We start from the raw sequence: 14871 nt of genomic DNA, 5'->3' as shown, positions 1-14871 counted from the left end.
TTGGGTAGAGTGCGCTCCGCGGATGCCGCGGAGCGAATCAGTCGTAATCAGAGCTTCGTGTCGCCTTTGGGCTTCCTCGTCAGTTGCTCTAGAAATCCGAGCATGACGGCGGATACCACGAAAGCCAGATGCATGACCGTCAGCCACATGATCTTGCTGTCGGTGTATTGATCGGCATTGAGGAACACCTGCAGCAGGTGGATCGACGAAATCGCCACGATCGAGGAGGCGACCTTGATCTTCAGGCTGCCCGCGTCGAGCTTGCCGATGAAGGACACGTCATCCTCGCTCTCATCAAAGCGGCTGACGAAATTCTCGTAACCCGAGATCATGACCATCACGATCAGGCTGGCGACGAGGGCTGCGTCGATGAGGCCAAGCATCGCCAGGATCATTTCACCTTCGTCGAGCAGGAAGACATTGCCAGCGACCTTCATGAACTTGTAGCCAAAGGAGACTGCGTAAACCGCGAGCGACAGCGCCAGGCCGAGATAGAAGACAACGAGTATCCAACGGCTTGAAAGAATGATGCGCTCGACAATGAGCTCGAGTGATTTCATGGTTTCTTCTCGCAAATACGGAATCGATGTGCGCTGATAGACGGGATGACAGTGTCTTCGCAACGCTGCTGCTCTTCAAACTTACGGCATAGTTCGCTATTTCGCTTCAATAAACAGCGCATCCGGAGGGGATATGACAGAGTATAAGTCCGACATCGAGATCGCGCGTGCAGCCACAAAGAGGCCGATCTTCGAGATCGGTGAGAAGCTGGGTATCCCGGCCGCAGATCTGGCTCCCTACGGGCACGACAAGGCCAAGATCAGCGCGGAGTTCATTGCGGCGCAGGACGGAAAGCCGGACGGGAAGCTCATTCTCGTCACGGCGATCAATCCGACGCCGGCAGGCGAGGGCAAGACGACGACGACGGTCGGCCTCGGCGACGGGCTGAACCGCATCGGAAAGAAGGCGATCGTCTGTATTCGCGAAGCCTCGCTCGGGCCGTGTTTCGGCGTGAAGGGTGGCGCGGCCGGCGGCGGCTGCGCGCAGGTCATCCCGATGGAAGACATCAACCTGCATTTCACCGGTGATTTCCATGCGATCACCTCCGCGCACAATCTGCTCGCGGCGATGATCGACAACCATATCTACTGGGGCAACGAGCTCGACATCGATCTCCGCCGCGTCACCTGGCGGCGGGTGATGGATATGAACGACCGGGCGCTGCGCGAGATGGTCTCTTCGCTGGGTGGCGTGGCTAACGGCTTCCCACGGCAGAACGGCTTCGATATCACCGTTGCCTCCGAGGTGATGGCCATCCTGTGCCTTGCCTCTGACCTCAAAGATCTTGAACGGCGTCTCGGCAACATCATCGTCGGCTATCGGCGCGATCGGACCGCCGTCTATGCGCGCGACCTGAAGGCGGATGGGGCGATGGCCGTTCTGCTGAAAGACGCAATGCAGCCGAACCTTGTTCAGACGCTGGAGAACAATCCCGCCTTCGTTCACGGCGGTCCTTTCGCCAACATCGCGCATGGCTGCAACTCTGTCATCGCCACGAAGACGGCGCTGAAGCTCGGGGAATATGTCGTGACCGAAGCAGGCTTCGGCGCCGACCTCGGTGCGGAGAAGTTCTTCGACATCAAGTGCCGCAAGGCAGGGCTGCGGCCTGATGCCGCCGTCATCGTCGCGACCGTGCGCGCATTGAAGATGAATGGCGGCGTGAAGAAGGAGGATCTCGGTGCCGAGAACGTTGCGGCGCTGAAGAAGGGCTGCTCCAATCTCGGCCGGCATGTGGCCAATGTCCGGAAGTTCGGCGTTCCCGTCGTGGTGGCGATCAATCATTTCGTCACCGACACCGATGCGGAAGTCGCGGCGGTGAAGGATTACGTCTCGCGGCTGGGGGCGGAGGCGATTCTTTGCCGTCACTGGGCCGAGGGGTCGGCGGGCATTGAAGAGCTTGCCTATAAGGTGGTCGAGCTTGCCGAATCTGGGCAGGCACGCTTCCAACCGCTCTATCCCGACGATGTGTCGCTCTTCGAGAAGATCGAGATCGTCGCCTCCAAGATCTATCACGCGGGTGAGGTGACGGCCGACAAGGCTGTTCGCGACCAACTTCGCGCCTGGGAGGAGCAGGGCTACGGCGAGCTGCCGGTCTGTATGGCAAAGACGCAATATTCCTTCTCGACCGATCCGAGCCTCAGGGGAGCACCCGAAGGGCATGTCGTGCCGGTGCGCGAGGTTCGGCTGTCGGCCGGTGCCGGTTTTGTCGTGGCGATCACCGGCGAGATCATGACGATGCCCGGCCTGCCGAGATCGCCTTCCGCGGAGCGGATCTATCTCAACGATCAGGGATACATCGAGGGGCTATTCTGAGCCAGGCCACAGGCGGATAGCTGGCTCGATCTTGTTGCCGGCTTGATTCAAGTCGCTGAGGAACCGATTCCGCCGCTACCGCTAAGTCATTGGCGATCAATGGCAATAGCGATAGCCGCCTTTACGCTGCAACACATCGAGATGAAAATGCGTCTCGTGAGCGGCATCGCTTTCGGGGTCGAGCACCGTCGTGAAATAAAGACAGCCGGCGGCGCTGACGGTGCGCTGGAAGGCGCCGACAAGCGTTGAGTCCTCTCGGCGTGGCTGAACGGCGATGTCGTCGCCTTTCTCGAAGCTGAAGCTCGCGACATCGATGGCATTGCCCCGCGCGTGCTCCGATATCTTGCCGGTCTCGGCGCTGTTGCGCAGGCGGCAGATATAGGAGGAGGCCTGGTTGACCGAGACGATCGCACCCTGATCCTTCGCCGCGACGGCTGCCGCGGGAATGACGCTTTCCTTCATCCAGCGGGCAAGCGCGAGAGCGACGGGGCAACGGAAAACGCCATCCGGCTTCAGCTTGATGCCGGGCAGTGCCTCCGAAACCTTGATCGGCTTGTCGATACCGCAGCCATTGCCATCATCGATGCGCGAGAGATCCGTGAAGACGACGCCGAGGCTCTGTAGTTCCCTGACGCATTCGGAATGCTCGGCATCGCTTTCGGCTTCGATCGTCAGGTGCTGTTCTTCCAGCGACTGCTGTGACGGGAGCTTTGGGCCTTGTTTTTCTGGTTGGGCGGCATCTGTTCCTTTGGCTTTCGCGTCTTTATCAATAGGGTTGTCCGGGTTCGTCGTTATACCTTCCGGTTTGGGCTGAGGCTTCGGCGCGGTCTCGATCGCACGAGTATCTATTGTCTCCTGTTGCTGTGGTTTTGTGTCAGGCTTTGGTCCGATTTGCGGAAGCTGAGCACCGCTCAAAACTAGGAGGCACACGATTGCCGCTGCGATTCCCAAAATCTTTTTCACGCTTCCATCCGTCGTTTTGTCCCAGCGGAGCTACAACGTATGGAGGTCGATTTCGTTGCAATTTCGCAACGTTGAGGCTTGCGATTAAAACATGATTTCCAAAGTCAGGATATTTTGAACATTGTATATTGACAGAAATAGTCATGTTTTTTATGCGGCAGAAAGAAGGCGAAAATCTTCGTCAAAAATACCTAGCCAGCCCCTCAAAGCGCTCCTGCGTGAAGACCAGCCAGCCCGGTAAAATCATCATTCTCAGGGGTTGATTTCATGGTTGTCCGGCATTCGCGCTCGGTTCTTCTTGCTTGCACCGCAATTGCTATTTTTATGCCTTATAACGCTGCATTCGCACAGGATGCTGCTTCCTCCAAGCCGGCTGTGACCGACGAGCAGGCCAAGAAGGACGAGGATACGTTCCTGTCTCCGATCGTAGTGAAGGGAAGCCGTAGGGCGGCAGATGACCCGTACGATAAAGCTGGCCCTTCTAGCACTGTAACTGCCGATGAAATCGATCTCCAGGCAGGCCAAGGGCCGGACGATCTTTTGCGCAACGTGCCAGGCACCTCTACCGCCAATAACCCTCAAAATCCGGGTATCGCTGTGAACATCCGTGGCTTTGAAGGCTCGGGGCGTGTCAACATGTCGATCGACGGTGTTCGCCAGAACTTTCGTTTCACGGGCCACGAGGCTCAGGGGCTCGCGTATATCGACCCGGCGTTTCTGGCTGGTATCGACATCACGCGTGGTGCCGTGAACGGAATCGGCGGTGGTGCGCTTGCCGGAACTGTCAATTTCAAGACCTACGATATCGATGACTTGATTCAGGAAGGGAACAGCTACGGCGGCATCGTTTCCACGACCTTCGGTACCAATCGTACCGGTTGGTCTGAATCTGCAATCGGCGCCTACCGCTTCAATGACGTCTTCGCCGTTCTCGGTGGCATCAGCAAAAGCGATCCGGGTAATTTCCAGAATGGCGACGGGATCACCGTACCTTACACGGAGCAGGACCTGCTATCCGGTATGCTGAAGGCTGAGATCACACCCGATGCCGAGAACACGATCAAGTTCGGCGCGATTAGCTATGATAACGACTTCCTGGCAAACTCCTACTTCCAGAACCTGAAGAACAAGACGTTCAGCGCCAGCTACGAATATAAGCCTGGCGACAATGACTTGATCGATTTCAAGGCCGACTTCTATTACAATCAGACCGAAATGAAGTACAAGACGCTGGCGACGGGCGGCGGCAGCGCTGCAGGTCGTCGGATCACTGACGATGGGATCGGCTTCGATGTGTCCAACACGTCAAATTTCGATCTGGGCGACGTTGCAGTTTCATCTAATTACGGTGTTGAGTACTTCCACGACGACTACGACGTCTTCAACAGCACGGCACAGCCGGCGGGTGGCGTTAACGGCAGCGGTAAAAGCTCCAATCTCGGTGTCTTCAATACGACGAAATTCTCTTACGGCATCGCTGATTTGACACTTGGCTTGCGCTACGACCACTTTACGCTGAATGGTTCGGGCTCCGTAACTGCAGCCAACCCGCTTGGGATGGCGGTCGGCCCTTACAGTGTGGACAAATCCGACGGTCGCCTGAATCCAAGCGTGACATTTGCGCTTAATCCGACCGATTGGTTTCAGCCGTACGTAACTTATGCCGAAACGCAGCGGGCACCGACGATCAACGAAACGTTCGTGGGTGGTGCGCATCCCGGCGGTACGATGCGCTTCTTCCCGAACCCATTCCTTGAGCCTGAAACCTCCAAGGGTTGGGAAGTTGGCGCCAACGTGAAAGTTGACGGACTGCTGAATGCCGACGACAGCCTGCGTTTCAAGGCGAACTATTTCTACACCGACATCGACAATTACATAACGGGAGCCTTTACCCCGTCCTTTGCCAGCTACTTCATCAACAATCCCGGCACTTCGACCGTCAAGGGCATTGAAATTCAAGCTGGCTACGACACTGGCTTTGCGTTCGGCGAACTGGCTTACACACATAGCGACACAAACCTTCCGCCCCAGACGAATGGCTTTGGTATGCAGAGCTATCTGCCGGACGATATATTCTCGATGACGCTCGGGGCGCGCTTCCTCGAAGATCATCGACTGACTGTTGGAACGCGCTTGTATGCTGCCGGCAAAGCAGATATCGGACAGGTCAATGCGACCAACTTCGGTCGTGACCGGTATATGCCCGGCTACGCCATTGCTGACGTTTTCGCCAACTACAAATGGGAGAACGGTCTCGAGTTGACGGCCAGCGTCACGAACATGTTCGACAAGACCTACACGCCGGCTTCCAGCACAATTCAGAGCACCGCGATTGATACTGGCCGTGGCCGCACCTTCATGGTGACCGCGCGGGCGAGATTCTAAGCGCCTAATTCGAAACAACAAAAGGCCGGCCCCGCGCCGGCCTTTTTCGTTTGCGGATTGGCCTCTTGCGCTCATCCTCATCTCACGCTAACAATTTCGCCCATGAACATGTCCTTGAACATTGCAGTTTGGTGGTGGGCTCGCTGAGGCGGCCTCGACCAATCGTGTCCAAAGACGACGATGAGCCGCCCGGAAAAACCCAGGCGGCTTTTTTTGTTTTAAGGCTGCCTGTCGTCCGGGCCCCGATAACGGAGTGGAACAGTGGTAACGATCATCAGGGATGACGGAGCGGAAATCTACGAGACGAAGGGCGGCATCACAGTCACCCGGCAGCGCAGGGCTATCCCTTATGCCGATGCCGTCTCGTCCTATATCGACAAGCTCGATGAGCGCCGTGGCGCGGTGTTTTCGTCGAACTACGAATATCCGGGCCGTTACACGCGCTGGGATACGGCTGTCGTCGATCCGCCGCTCGGCATTTCCTGCAACGGTCGCCAGGTCTGGATCGAAGCCTATAACGAGCGCGGCGAGGTCATCCTCGGTTTTGTCACCGAACGGCTGAAGACCATCTCCGATCTCGAACTCGGCGCGTCGACGGCGCGGCGGCTTGATCTAACCGTAAAGACACCGGAGCGCGCCTTTACCGAAGAGGAACGTTCGAAGATCCCGACGGTCTTCACGGTGCTGCGCGCGGTCACCGATCTCTTCTATTCGCAGGCGGATGCCAGCCTCGGCCTTTACGGCGCCTTCGGCTACGACCTTGCCTTCCAGTTCGATGCGATCAACCTGAAGCTCGTGCGCCCGACTGACCAGCGTGACATGGTGCTCTACCTGCCGGACGAGATCCTCGTCGTCGACAACTATTCCGCCAAGGCCTGGATCGATCGCTACGATTTCGAGAAGGGCGGGCTTTCGACCGAGGGCAAGGCCGGCGACATTCCGGCCGAGCCGTTCCAGCGAACCGATACCATTCCGCCGAAGAGCGATCACCGCCCCGGCGAATATTCCGAGCTGGTGGTCAAGGCCAAGGAGAGCTTCCGCAAGGGCGATCTGTTCGAGGTGGTGCCCGGGCAGAAGTTCATGGAGCGCTGCGACAGCAAGCCGTCCGATATTTCGAAGCGCCTGAAGGCGATCAATCCGTCGCCCTATTCGTTCTTCATCAACCTCGGCAATCAGGAATATCTGGTCGGTGCCTCGCCTGAGATGTTCGTGCGTGTTTCCGGTCGCCGCATCGAGACCTGCCCGATCTCGGGCACGATCAAGCGCGGCGACGATCCGATCGCAGACAGCGAGCAGATCCTGAAGCTTTTGAACTCCAAGAAGGACGAATCCGAACTGACGATGTGCTCGGATGTCGACCGCAACGACAAGTCGCGCGTCTGCGAGCCGGGTTCGGTCAAGGTCATCGGCCGCCGGCAGATCGAGATGTATTCCCGTCTGATCCATACGGTCGACCACATCGAAGGTCGCCTGCGCGACGATATGGATGCGTTCGACGGCTTCCTTTCTCACGCCTGGGCTGTGACGGTCACCGGCGCGCCGAAGCTCTGGGCCATGCGCTTCATCGAAAGCCATGAGAAGAGCCCGCGTGCCTGGTATGGCGGCGCGATCGGCATGGTCGGCTTCAATGGCGACATGAACACCGGGCTGACGCTGCGCACCGTGCGCATTAAGGACGGGATCGCTGAAGTGCGGGCAGGGGCGACTTTGCTTAACGACTCTATCCCCGAGGAAGAAGAAGCCGAAACTGAACTGAAGGCCTCCGCCATGCTTTCCGCCATCCGCGATGCCAAGGCCGGCAATTCCGGCAAGGTCAGCCGCGACGTCGCTGCTGTCGGCAAGGGCGTCAAGATCCTGCTCGTCGACCACGAAGACAGCTTCGTTCACACGCTCGCCAATTATTTCCGCCAGACGGGCGCGACGGTTTCGACCGTGCGCACGCCGGTGCCGGAAGAAATCTTTGACCGGCTGGATCCGGATCTCGTCGTGCTCTCGCCGGGACCGGGCAATCCGAAGGACTTCGATTGCAAGGCGACGATCAAGAAGGCGCGGGCGCGCAATCTGCCGATCTTCGGCGTCTGCCTGGGCCTGCAGGCGCTGGCGGAAGCCTATGGCGGCGAGCTCCGGCATCTGGCGCTGCCGATGCACGGCAAGCCGTCGCGCATTCGTGTTCTGGAGCCCGGTATCGTGTTTTCGGGGCTCGGCAAGGAAGTGACGGTCGGGCGCTATCACTCGATCTTTGCCGATCCATCGACGCTGCCGCGTGATTTCATCATCACGGCTGAGAGCGAGGACGGCACGATCATGGGCATCGAGCACGAGAAGGAGCCGATCGCTGCGGTGCAGTTCCATCCGGAATCGATCATGACGCTCGGCGGCGACGCCGGCATGCGGATGATCGAGAACGTCGTTGCGCATCTTGCGCGCAAGGTGAGCACCAAGGCGGCTTGAGGCTACGCGCCGGGCGAGGCAGGCTCTGCCTCGTTCAGCGCGGCGACCGCCCAGTCCGGGGTCTATCTTCGCTTGCGCGGTGTTCGCCATCTCAGCGCAAACGCCAGACCATTTTTGGGTTGGCGCGGCTTATGCTGCGCCTCTCCATTGACAATGGATCGCCCGAGCGAGCAAGGCTGCCGAGACTTGCGGGGGAATGGCAGCGCCAACGTCTTGCACGTTCAGGATCGGGCGGTTGATGAGGAGTGAGAAGCGTTGAAACTCAAGGTGCTTGGCTTGGCTCTGGTTGTCTCCGTGACATGGTCGCTTGCAGCCTATGGCGATGACTATACGGCCTACAGCAATACGGCTGAGAGCGTCACGGGCGATATCTCCTTCGACGATTTCGGTATCACGTTCGCCAATGGCGAAAGCCTGGCCTTTTCCGATCTTGTGGCCGATCACTTTACTGTCGACGGCAGGCGTGTCCCGGCATCGGTCTATCGCGTCGAGGAGCCCGATGATCCGGTGCTTCTCAACGGCAATGCGTTGTGCGGCGCTGGCGATGTCACCTATGTGGCGTCGTGGACCGCGGGCGAGGGGCTTTCCGCCGTCGCAGTGTTCACGGGCAACCGACCTCCTCGCGGTTCCGACGAGATGTGTGCATCCTATATCTTCCAGGATTGAAGCAGCGAACTGGTCGCCGCGGCGAGCAGTAAAGAGCGGTACTGCAGACGTCGGTTGACTTCTGGCAGCAAATCAGAACATTTCCGGAACATGAAGTGAGGGATATTGTTGTGGCTGCTGAGAAGTTTATCGTCCTGCCGTACCGCAAGAACCGTGGCAATCTCGTGCCTGCCGAGATGCGGCAGGCGTCCAACGCCATCAGCGCCGAGAAGATCGCAACCGCGATGGCCGCGCGCTTCGTCGGTGTCGCGGCTTATGCTGTGATGGTTGACGAGGAAACGGGCGACATGTCGTCTCCGCGCCTGCTGGCCCAACACGGCGAGATCGCCGACATCAATCCGGCGTAGCCAAGTCCGGATGGAAACCTCGCTCTATCTGCCGGTCAAAGCATTTCTGGAGGCTGCTGGCTATGAGGTCAAAGGAGAGATCGGCGGCTGCGATCTCGTTGGCCTCAGTGAGGGGGAAACGCCCGTTGTGGTCGTGTGCGAACTGAAGCTCAGCTTCAACCTCGAGCTTATCCTGCAGGCAGTCGATCGGGCCGCGATAAGCGACGAGGTCTGGATTGCTGCCCGCGTATCCGCAAAGGGACGTGGACGCGAGGCCGACAAGCGTTACCGCGATCTTTGCCGGCGGCTTGGGATCGGGATGCTCGGCGTTTCCGATACCGGCGAGGTCAGCGTCATCGTCAGCTCTGTCTCGCCGATGCCGCGCACCAATCCGAAACGCCGGTCACGTCTTGTCAGGGAGCATCAGCGTCGGCGGGGGGACCCCGCGATCGGCGGCAGCACGCGCGCGCCTGTGATGACTGCCTATCGCCAGCGGGCGCTGCTCTGTGCCGCGGCACTGCAGCAGGGGCTGGTACGACCGCGAGACATGAAGGCGCTGGCGTCCGATGCCGGCACGATCCTGCGCGGCAATGTCTATGGCTGGTTCGAGCGGCAGGACAAGGGTATCTATGCCCTGACGGCGGCGGGCGAGGCGGCGCTGTTGCGCTGGCCGCAATCGATTGGCACGACCGGCGAGATCACAAGTCCTGCGCTGCCCGATTCCGACGGCCTCTGCGAAAAGTCATCGTAAGTCTTGCCCGGGTCCGCCCGCCGCATGGATGCGACGGCAGCCTGGCCGCAAAAACACGTGGTCTTTCCAGATTCTTCCGAGTCCGGTTTGACAAAATATGCGCTATCACACATATGAGCCCCATTGGCCGCCTGCGCGATTTTCGCGCGGGCGGTTTTGCGTTTGAATGGGCTGGTTTCTGCAATTCATTCGCATCCGCACCGATATCTGCGCAGGGGATGAAAATGGACGAAAAGGGCAATCTCACGGTTCGGCGGCTGGCGCTTTGGGGGATCCCGATGTCGCTCGGCGTCATGGGCCTGAAGATGGTGGCATGGTGGGTGACCGGCTCGGTCGCGCTGCTTTCGGACGGGCTGGAGTCGACGGTCAACGTCGTCGCAGCCTTCATCGCCTTCTTCGTGATCCGCTATGCGCAAAAGCCCGCGGATCACGACCATCCGTTTGGCCACCACAAGGCCGAATATCTTTCGGCGGTGACCGAGGGTGTCCTGATCGTTGTGGCGGCGCTTCTGATCGTCAACGAGGCGATCGGCCATCTCGCCGATCCCCGCATGCTCGATGCGCCGGTCCTCGGTCTGGCGATCAACTTCGTCGCCGGCGTCATCAACGCTATCTGGGCGCGACTGCTGATCACGACAGGGCGCAAGTATCGCTCGGCGGCGCTTACGGCGGATGGTCAGCACATCATGTCCGATGTCATCACGTCGGTTGGCGTCCTGATCGGCCTGTTGCTGACGCTTGCCACCGGCTATGCGATCTTCGACCCGCTGCTCGCCATTCTGGTTGCGCTGAACATTCTTTATCAGGGTTGGAAAGTGATCTCTCATTCGATCGGCGGCCTGATGGACCAGGCGGTCGAGCCGGATGAAGAAGAGGCGATCAAGCAGGCGATCGCGACCCATGCGGCAGGCTCGATCGGGGTGCACGACCTGAAGACGCGCCGGGCGGGCGCGGTCACCTTTGTCGATTTCCATCTTGTCGTACCGGCTGCGATGTCTGTAAGGCAGGCGCACGATATCTGCGATCGCCTTGAAGATGCCATTCGCTCCGTGCATCCGGGCTCCAGCATCGCCATTCACGTCGAGCCGGAGGGTGAAAAGGCCCACGGCATCCGCGTCAAAGTCATCAAGGAGGCTTGAATGCCCAATACCGACGTTTCCAGCCTGTCCATGCTGGGAAAGCAGACCGAAGCGCCGACCTCGCCCGAGGAGGCGGTGCTGGAGAAGGTCCCGTCCAATCACGCCGGCACCGATTATGTCGTGCGGTTCACCGCGCCTGAGTTCACGTCGCTCTGCCCGATGACCGGGCAGCCCGATTTCGCGCACATCGTCATCGACTACATCCCGAACGAATGGCTGGTGGAATCGAAGGCGCTGAAGCTCTTTCTGCATTCCTTCCGCAATCACGGCGCTTTCCATGAGGATTGCTCGATCTACATCGCCAAGCGCCTGGTCGAACTGCTCGATCCGAAGTGGCTGCGGATCGGTGCCTACTGGTATCCGCGCGGCGGCATTCCGATCGATGTCTTCTGGCAGACCGGCAAGCCGCCGGAAGGTGTGTGGCTGCCGGATCAGGGCGTTGCAACCTATCGCGGTCGTGGCTGAAGTCCGGTAAGGCCGGAGTGACATGAGGGTCGCGTTTGACCGCGTCACAGTCGATGAGGATCTCTCTCCTGAACGCCGGGCCTATGTCCGGCGTTTCAAGTTTCCGCTTGGAACTCAGGCGTTGAAGCTGTCGTCGCTGTTGTCGAAGTCGGGCATGTCATTGTCGTCATCGCTTGGATCGTAATCAGCCTGCTGCACCCCGGCGTCGTTATTGTCGTCGTTGTTATCCTGAGTGTTGTCCGCTGCCTGCTGCTTGTCGCCATCGTTGCTGAAATAGTTGTTGATGACGGTTTCCTCGGTGGGTGCGTTTCCGAAGGGGTTGTTGCCTGCAAGCGGCGAGCCCAAGCCGAGCGACGACATGTGATTTCCAAAGATTCCGCTCAGCGAATTGGCGAGCAACATGCCGCCCGCGACGCCGGCGGCCGTGCCGAGAGCCCCTTGCAGAAAGCTGCCGCCGGCCGAGGGAGCTGCTGCCTGGGTGTTCCACGGGCCGCTTGGCTGCTGCGGCATGGCGCGAGGCGCGTCAAAACCCCGATCCTGCTGGATTTGCTGGCGCGGCGCGCTTCCCCAGGGGCCTGAAGAGGACTGAGGTGTGGATGGCTGCTGCGGGGTCTGGCTGCTGCCGAAGATCGAGCTCAGGAAGCCGCCGCCCTGTTCAGCCTTGTGGTAATCGCTCTGGTCGGCTTCGAGCAGGCGAATGCGCTCTTCCAGCTGCTTGATGTGGTTGGCTGCCGCCTCGAGCCCTTTTTCCTGCACGATCACGGCCTGCGCGAGGTAATATGCGGCATAGGGCTGCTCGCGCGTGCCCTGATCGACCAGCGCTTCGGCGTCATGGTCACGCGGCGTTGCCGATGCGGTGCGGACACGCTCGAAAAGAGCCGTCAGCAGTTGGCGTTCTTCGGGTGACATGGCCAGTCTCCTTGTTTCTTGCGATCTTTCGCTAAGAAGGACGTAGGAATGGATTTCGACTTTTCAAAGCCGCGCCAAGTTACATTTCCGTAAGTCGTAGGCGGCCTAACCATATGTTCACCCGTTCCGTGGCTTGTCTTTTTCTCGCATTGTTTTACGCATTGAGTCGCACTATGTGCGGGGAACCCGAATTCACGTGAGAGAGGTTCGAATGAACGACGAAGACCAGGACGACAAGACGAAGGAACTGCCGCTCGGCAAGGAAACGGAGGCGAACCTTTTCAAGTCGCGTTCCATCTTCATCTATGGACCGATCAATCAGGAACTGGCGCAGAAGGTCTGCTCGCAGCTCGTGGCGCTTGCCGCGGCCAGCGACGACGACATTCGCATCTACGTCAATTCGCCCGGCGGCCATGTCGAGTCCGGCGATTCGATCCATGACATGATCAAGTTCATCAAGCCGAAGGTCTGGATGATCGGAACGGGCTGGGTCGCATCGGCCGGCGCGCTGATCTATGTCGCGGCTCCGAAGGAGCAGCGCCTTTGCCTGCCGAACACGCGCTTCCTGCTGCACCAACCCTCCGGCGGCACGCGCGGTATGGCATCCGACATCGAGATCCAGGCTCGCGAGATCATCAAGATGAACGAGCGCCTGAACAAGATCATGTCGGCGGCTACAGGCCAGCCCTACGAGAAGATCGCTGCCGACACCGACCGCGATTACTGGCTGTCGGCTGAAGAAGCGAAGGCTTATGGCCTCGTTTCGCGCATCGTGACGTCGCAGTCCGACATCTGATTTTGTGCTATGAGAAGCGCCCTTGCTTGCCGGATGGCGGGCGAGGGCGCTTTTTGTTTGTGGTGACCTACCCATAGCAGGGCGATTTGGCATGGATTTGCACTTGCGCAAGTCCGCTTGATCCGGCTTCCATGCGGACTTTCCGCTCGCCCGAGTCTTGCCATGCTCAAAGACTTTTCCATCCAGGCCCTCTTCATGGGCATCCTCACCACCTTCGTGGGGTTTGCCAGCTCCTTTGCGGTCGTCCTCCACGGCCTGCAAAGCGTCGGCGCGACGGATGCGCAGGCGGCGTCGGGCCTCATGGCATTGTCGATCGCGCTGGGGCTTTGCGCGATCGTGCTCAGCACCGCGACGCGGCTGCCGATCAGCATTGCCTGGTCGACGCCGGGCGGCGCTTTGCTTGCCAGTACCGGTGTCGTCGAGGGTGGGTTCAATGCTGCGGTCGGGGCGTTTCTCATCTGTGCGCTGCTGATCGTCATTGCCGGCCTGTTCAAGCCGCTTGGTCGCGCGGTTGCGGCAATCCCTGCGCCGCTTGCCAACGCGATGCTTGCCGGCGTGCTGATCGGTTTGTGCTTTGCGCCCGTCAGGGCGATTGGGTTCAATCCTCTGCTTGGCCTCCCGATCGTGCTGGCGTGGATCTTCGTCGGCGCGTTCAAGCGTCTCTGGGCGGTGCCGGCAGCCCTTGCGGCTTTCGTGCTGGTCGTTGCCTTCGGCGTCGATATACCCGATGGAGCGCTCGGGTCGCTCGAGCAGGCGCTGCGGCCACCGGTCGAGTTCGTGATGCCTGTCTTCAACCTGCCGGCTTTCGTTTCCATCGCCCTGCCGTTGTTTATCGTGACGATGGCGTCGCAGAACATTCCCGGCATCGCGGTCCTGAAGGTGAACGGCTTCGAGCCGAAGCCCGGCCCGCTATTCTCGGTGACTGGCCTGTTTTCGATCCTCGCGGCACCGTTCGGCGGCCATGCGGTTAATCTCGCGGCCATCACCGCGGCGATGTGCGCCGGCCAGGATGCGCACCCTGATCCGGCGCGGCGCTACTGGGCCGTTCTCGTTTCGGGGATCTCCTATGTCATCCTCGGGCTGCTCGCAGGGGCCGTGACCACTTTCGTCGCTCTCGCTCCGCCGATCCTGATCCAGGCGGTGGCTGGCCTTGCGCTGGTCGGTGCCTTCTCGGGTTCGGCAATGGCCGCCTTCCAGGCGCCGGAGTCGCGGGAGGCTGCGGCCATCACCTTCCTGGTGACGGCATCGGGCGTTTCCTTCGCTGGTATCTCCGGAGCCTTCTGGGGATTGCTTGCCGGCGGATTGATGCTGGCGCTGTCACGTTTTGTGCAAGCGGCGAAAAAATAGACGGAGGGATTGCCAGTTTTTTGTACCCCGGTTATACACGCTGCCATGAAGAACACGGGCATCATGATTTCTGAGCAGATTGCACGCGGGCGCATCGCCCTGCGCGACAATACGCGCGCCCTGACCTCGCTTCTTCTCCTCGGCCTTACGCGCGGTTGCCGGGTCCGTTGAGGAGCGCCCGGCGGCCGAAAGCCCGCCCAGGCCATCGCTCCTCGTGACCAATCCCGAAAACTGATCAACCGGATGCATCAGCACCGGATTCGTCATCGCCAAGCCAGACCCGATACGCTATGACGCGGC

Annotated in this window: 14 protein-coding genes; 10 read left to right on the top strand and 4 right to left on the bottom strand. The window is 59.8% G+C overall.

From position 1 onward, the window contains the following. Nucleotides 1-47 precede the first annotated feature (47 nt). On the bottom strand, nucleotides 48-560 hold the full coding sequence (locus FZ934_RS10510; RefSeq protein ID WP_153271022.1) for a TIGR00645 family protein: 513 nt from the start codon (nucleotides 558-560) through the stop codon (nucleotides 48-50). A 133-nt stretch (nucleotides 561-693) separates the two neighbouring features. Between FZ934_RS10510 and FZ934_RS10505 the strand changes: the two genes are divergently transcribed. Beyond that, on the top strand, nucleotides 694-2373 hold the full coding sequence (locus tag FZ934_RS10505; RefSeq protein ID WP_153271021.1) for a formate--tetrahydrofolate ligase: 1680 nt from the start codon (nucleotides 694-696) through the stop codon (nucleotides 2371-2373). A gap of 96 nt (nucleotides 2374-2469) precedes the next feature. On the opposite strand, the gene FZ934_RS10500 is transcribed toward FZ934_RS10505, so the two are convergent. After that, nucleotides 2470-3336 (bottom strand): extensin family protein, encoded by an 867-nt coding sequence (locus tag FZ934_RS10500; RefSeq protein WP_153271020.1) that lies wholly within the window; start codon nucleotides 3334-3336, stop codon nucleotides 2470-2472. 267 nt (nucleotides 3337-3603) lie between these two features. On the opposite strand from FZ934_RS10500, the gene FZ934_RS10495 reads away from it, so the two are divergent. The 7 genes from FZ934_RS10495 (at nucleotide 3604) to queF (ending at nucleotide 11519) form a co-directional block, all read left to right on the top strand. Then, complete coding sequence (locus FZ934_RS10495; protein ID WP_153271019.1) at nucleotides 3604-5721, top strand: TonB-dependent receptor domain-containing protein; 2118 nt, start codon at nucleotides 3604-3606, stop codon at nucleotides 5719-5721. Between the two features lie 261 nt (nucleotides 5722-5982). Then, nucleotides 5983-8172, top strand: a complete 2190-nt coding sequence (locus FZ934_RS10490; protein WP_153271018.1) for an anthranilate synthase — start codon at nucleotides 5983-5985, stop codon at nucleotides 8170-8172. A gap of 255 nt (nucleotides 8173-8427) precedes the next feature. Next, nucleotides 8428-8838 carry a hypothetical protein gene (locus tag FZ934_RS10485; protein ID WP_246737781.1) on the top strand — a complete coding sequence of 137 codons (411 nt, stop codon included), beginning with the start codon at nucleotides 8428-8430 and terminating at the stop codon, nucleotides 8836-8838. Nucleotides 8839-8933: 95 nt separating this feature from the next. Beyond that, complete coding sequence (locus FZ934_RS10480; RefSeq protein ID WP_153271017.1) at nucleotides 8934-9185, top strand: hypothetical protein; 252 nt, start codon at nucleotides 8934-8936, stop codon at nucleotides 9183-9185. A gap of 10 nt (nucleotides 9186-9195) precedes the next feature. Then, a complete protein-coding gene (locus FZ934_RS10475) occupies nucleotides 9196-9915 on the top strand; it encodes a DUF2161 domain-containing phosphodiesterase (RefSeq protein WP_246737780.1) in 720 nt (239 codons plus the stop codon). 224 nt (nucleotides 9916-10139) lie between these two features. Beyond that, entirely contained in the window at nucleotides 10140-11054 is a 915-nt protein-coding gene (gene emfA, locus FZ934_RS10470) for a CDF family cation efflux transporter EmfA (protein ID WP_153271016.1), read from the top strand. After that, nucleotides 11055-11519, top strand: coding sequence for a preQ(1) synthase (queF, locus tag FZ934_RS10465; RefSeq protein ID WP_112432626.1), 465 nt, complete (start codon nucleotides 11055-11057; stop codon nucleotides 11517-11519). A gap of 114 nt (nucleotides 11520-11633) precedes the next feature. Here the strand turns inward: queF and FZ934_RS10460 are convergent, their stop codons facing one another. Beyond that, on the bottom strand, nucleotides 11634-12428 hold the full coding sequence (locus FZ934_RS10460; protein ID WP_153271015.1) for a DUF2076 domain-containing protein: 795 nt from the start codon (nucleotides 12426-12428) through the stop codon (nucleotides 11634-11636). A 211-nt stretch (nucleotides 12429-12639) separates the two neighbouring features. Between FZ934_RS10460 and FZ934_RS10455 the strand changes: the two genes are divergently transcribed. After that, nucleotides 12640-13224, top strand: coding sequence for an ATP-dependent Clp protease proteolytic subunit (locus FZ934_RS10455; protein ID WP_037184235.1), 585 nt, complete (start codon nucleotides 12640-12642; stop codon nucleotides 13222-13224). A 162-nt stretch (nucleotides 13225-13386) separates the two neighbouring features. Next, complete coding sequence (locus FZ934_RS10450; protein WP_153271014.1) at nucleotides 13387-14571, top strand: benzoate/H(+) symporter BenE family transporter; 1185 nt, start codon at nucleotides 13387-13389, stop codon at nucleotides 14569-14571. Here the strand turns inward: FZ934_RS10450 and FZ934_RS27790 are convergent. Next, nucleotides 14542-14844: a hypothetical protein gene (locus tag FZ934_RS27790; RefSeq protein ID WP_194273699.1), complete on the bottom strand. Its 303-nt coding sequence runs from the start codon at nucleotides 14842-14844 to the stop codon at nucleotides 14542-14544. The two genes, FZ934_RS10450 and FZ934_RS27790, sit on opposite strands and share 30 nt — an antisense overlap. Nucleotides 14845-14871 lie beyond the last annotated feature (27 nt).

Origin of the sequence: Rhizobium grahamii, assembly GCF_009498215.1 — a bacterium.
GTDB classification, from domain to species: Bacteria; Pseudomonadota; Alphaproteobacteria; order Rhizobiales; family Rhizobiaceae; genus Rhizobium; species Rhizobium grahamii_A.
The sequence above is the reverse complement of the archived record's forward strand: the minus strand, read 5'-3'. Positions and strand labels throughout refer to the sequence as shown.

Excerpts from the sequence above, each read along its gene's own strand:
- FZ934_RS10510 (WP_153271022.1), bottom strand. The coding sequence starts at position 560 with ATGAAATCACTCGAGCTCATTGTCGAGCGCATCATTCTTTCAAGCCGT.
- FZ934_RS10505 (WP_153271021.1), top strand. The coding sequence starts at position 694 with ATGACAGAGTATAAGTCCGACATCGAGATCGCGCGTGCAGCCACAAAG.
- FZ934_RS10495 (WP_153271019.1), top strand. The coding sequence starts at position 3,604 with ATGGTTGTCCGGCATTCGCGCTCGGTTCTTCTTGCTTGCACCGCAATT.
- FZ934_RS10475 (WP_246737780.1), top strand. The coding sequence starts at position 9,196 with ATGGAAACCTCGCTCTATCTGCCGGTCAAAGCATTTCTGGAGGCTGCT.
- emfA (WP_153271016.1), top strand. The coding sequence starts at position 10,140 with ATGGACGAAAAGGGCAATCTCACGGTTCGGCGGCTGGCGCTTTGGGGG.
- queF (WP_112432626.1), top strand. The coding sequence starts at position 11,055 with ATGCCCAATACCGACGTTTCCAGCCTGTCCATGCTGGGAAAGCAGACC.
- FZ934_RS10460 (WP_153271015.1), bottom strand. The coding sequence starts at position 12,428 with ATGTCACCCGAAGAACGCCAACTGCTGACGGCTCTTTTCGAGCGTGTC.
- FZ934_RS10455 (WP_037184235.1), top strand. The coding sequence starts at position 12,640 with ATGAACGACGAAGACCAGGACGACAAGACGAAGGAACTGCCGCTCGGC.
- FZ934_RS10450 (WP_153271014.1), top strand. The coding sequence starts at position 13,387 with ATGCTCAAAGACTTTTCCATCCAGGCCCTCTTCATGGGCATCCTCACC.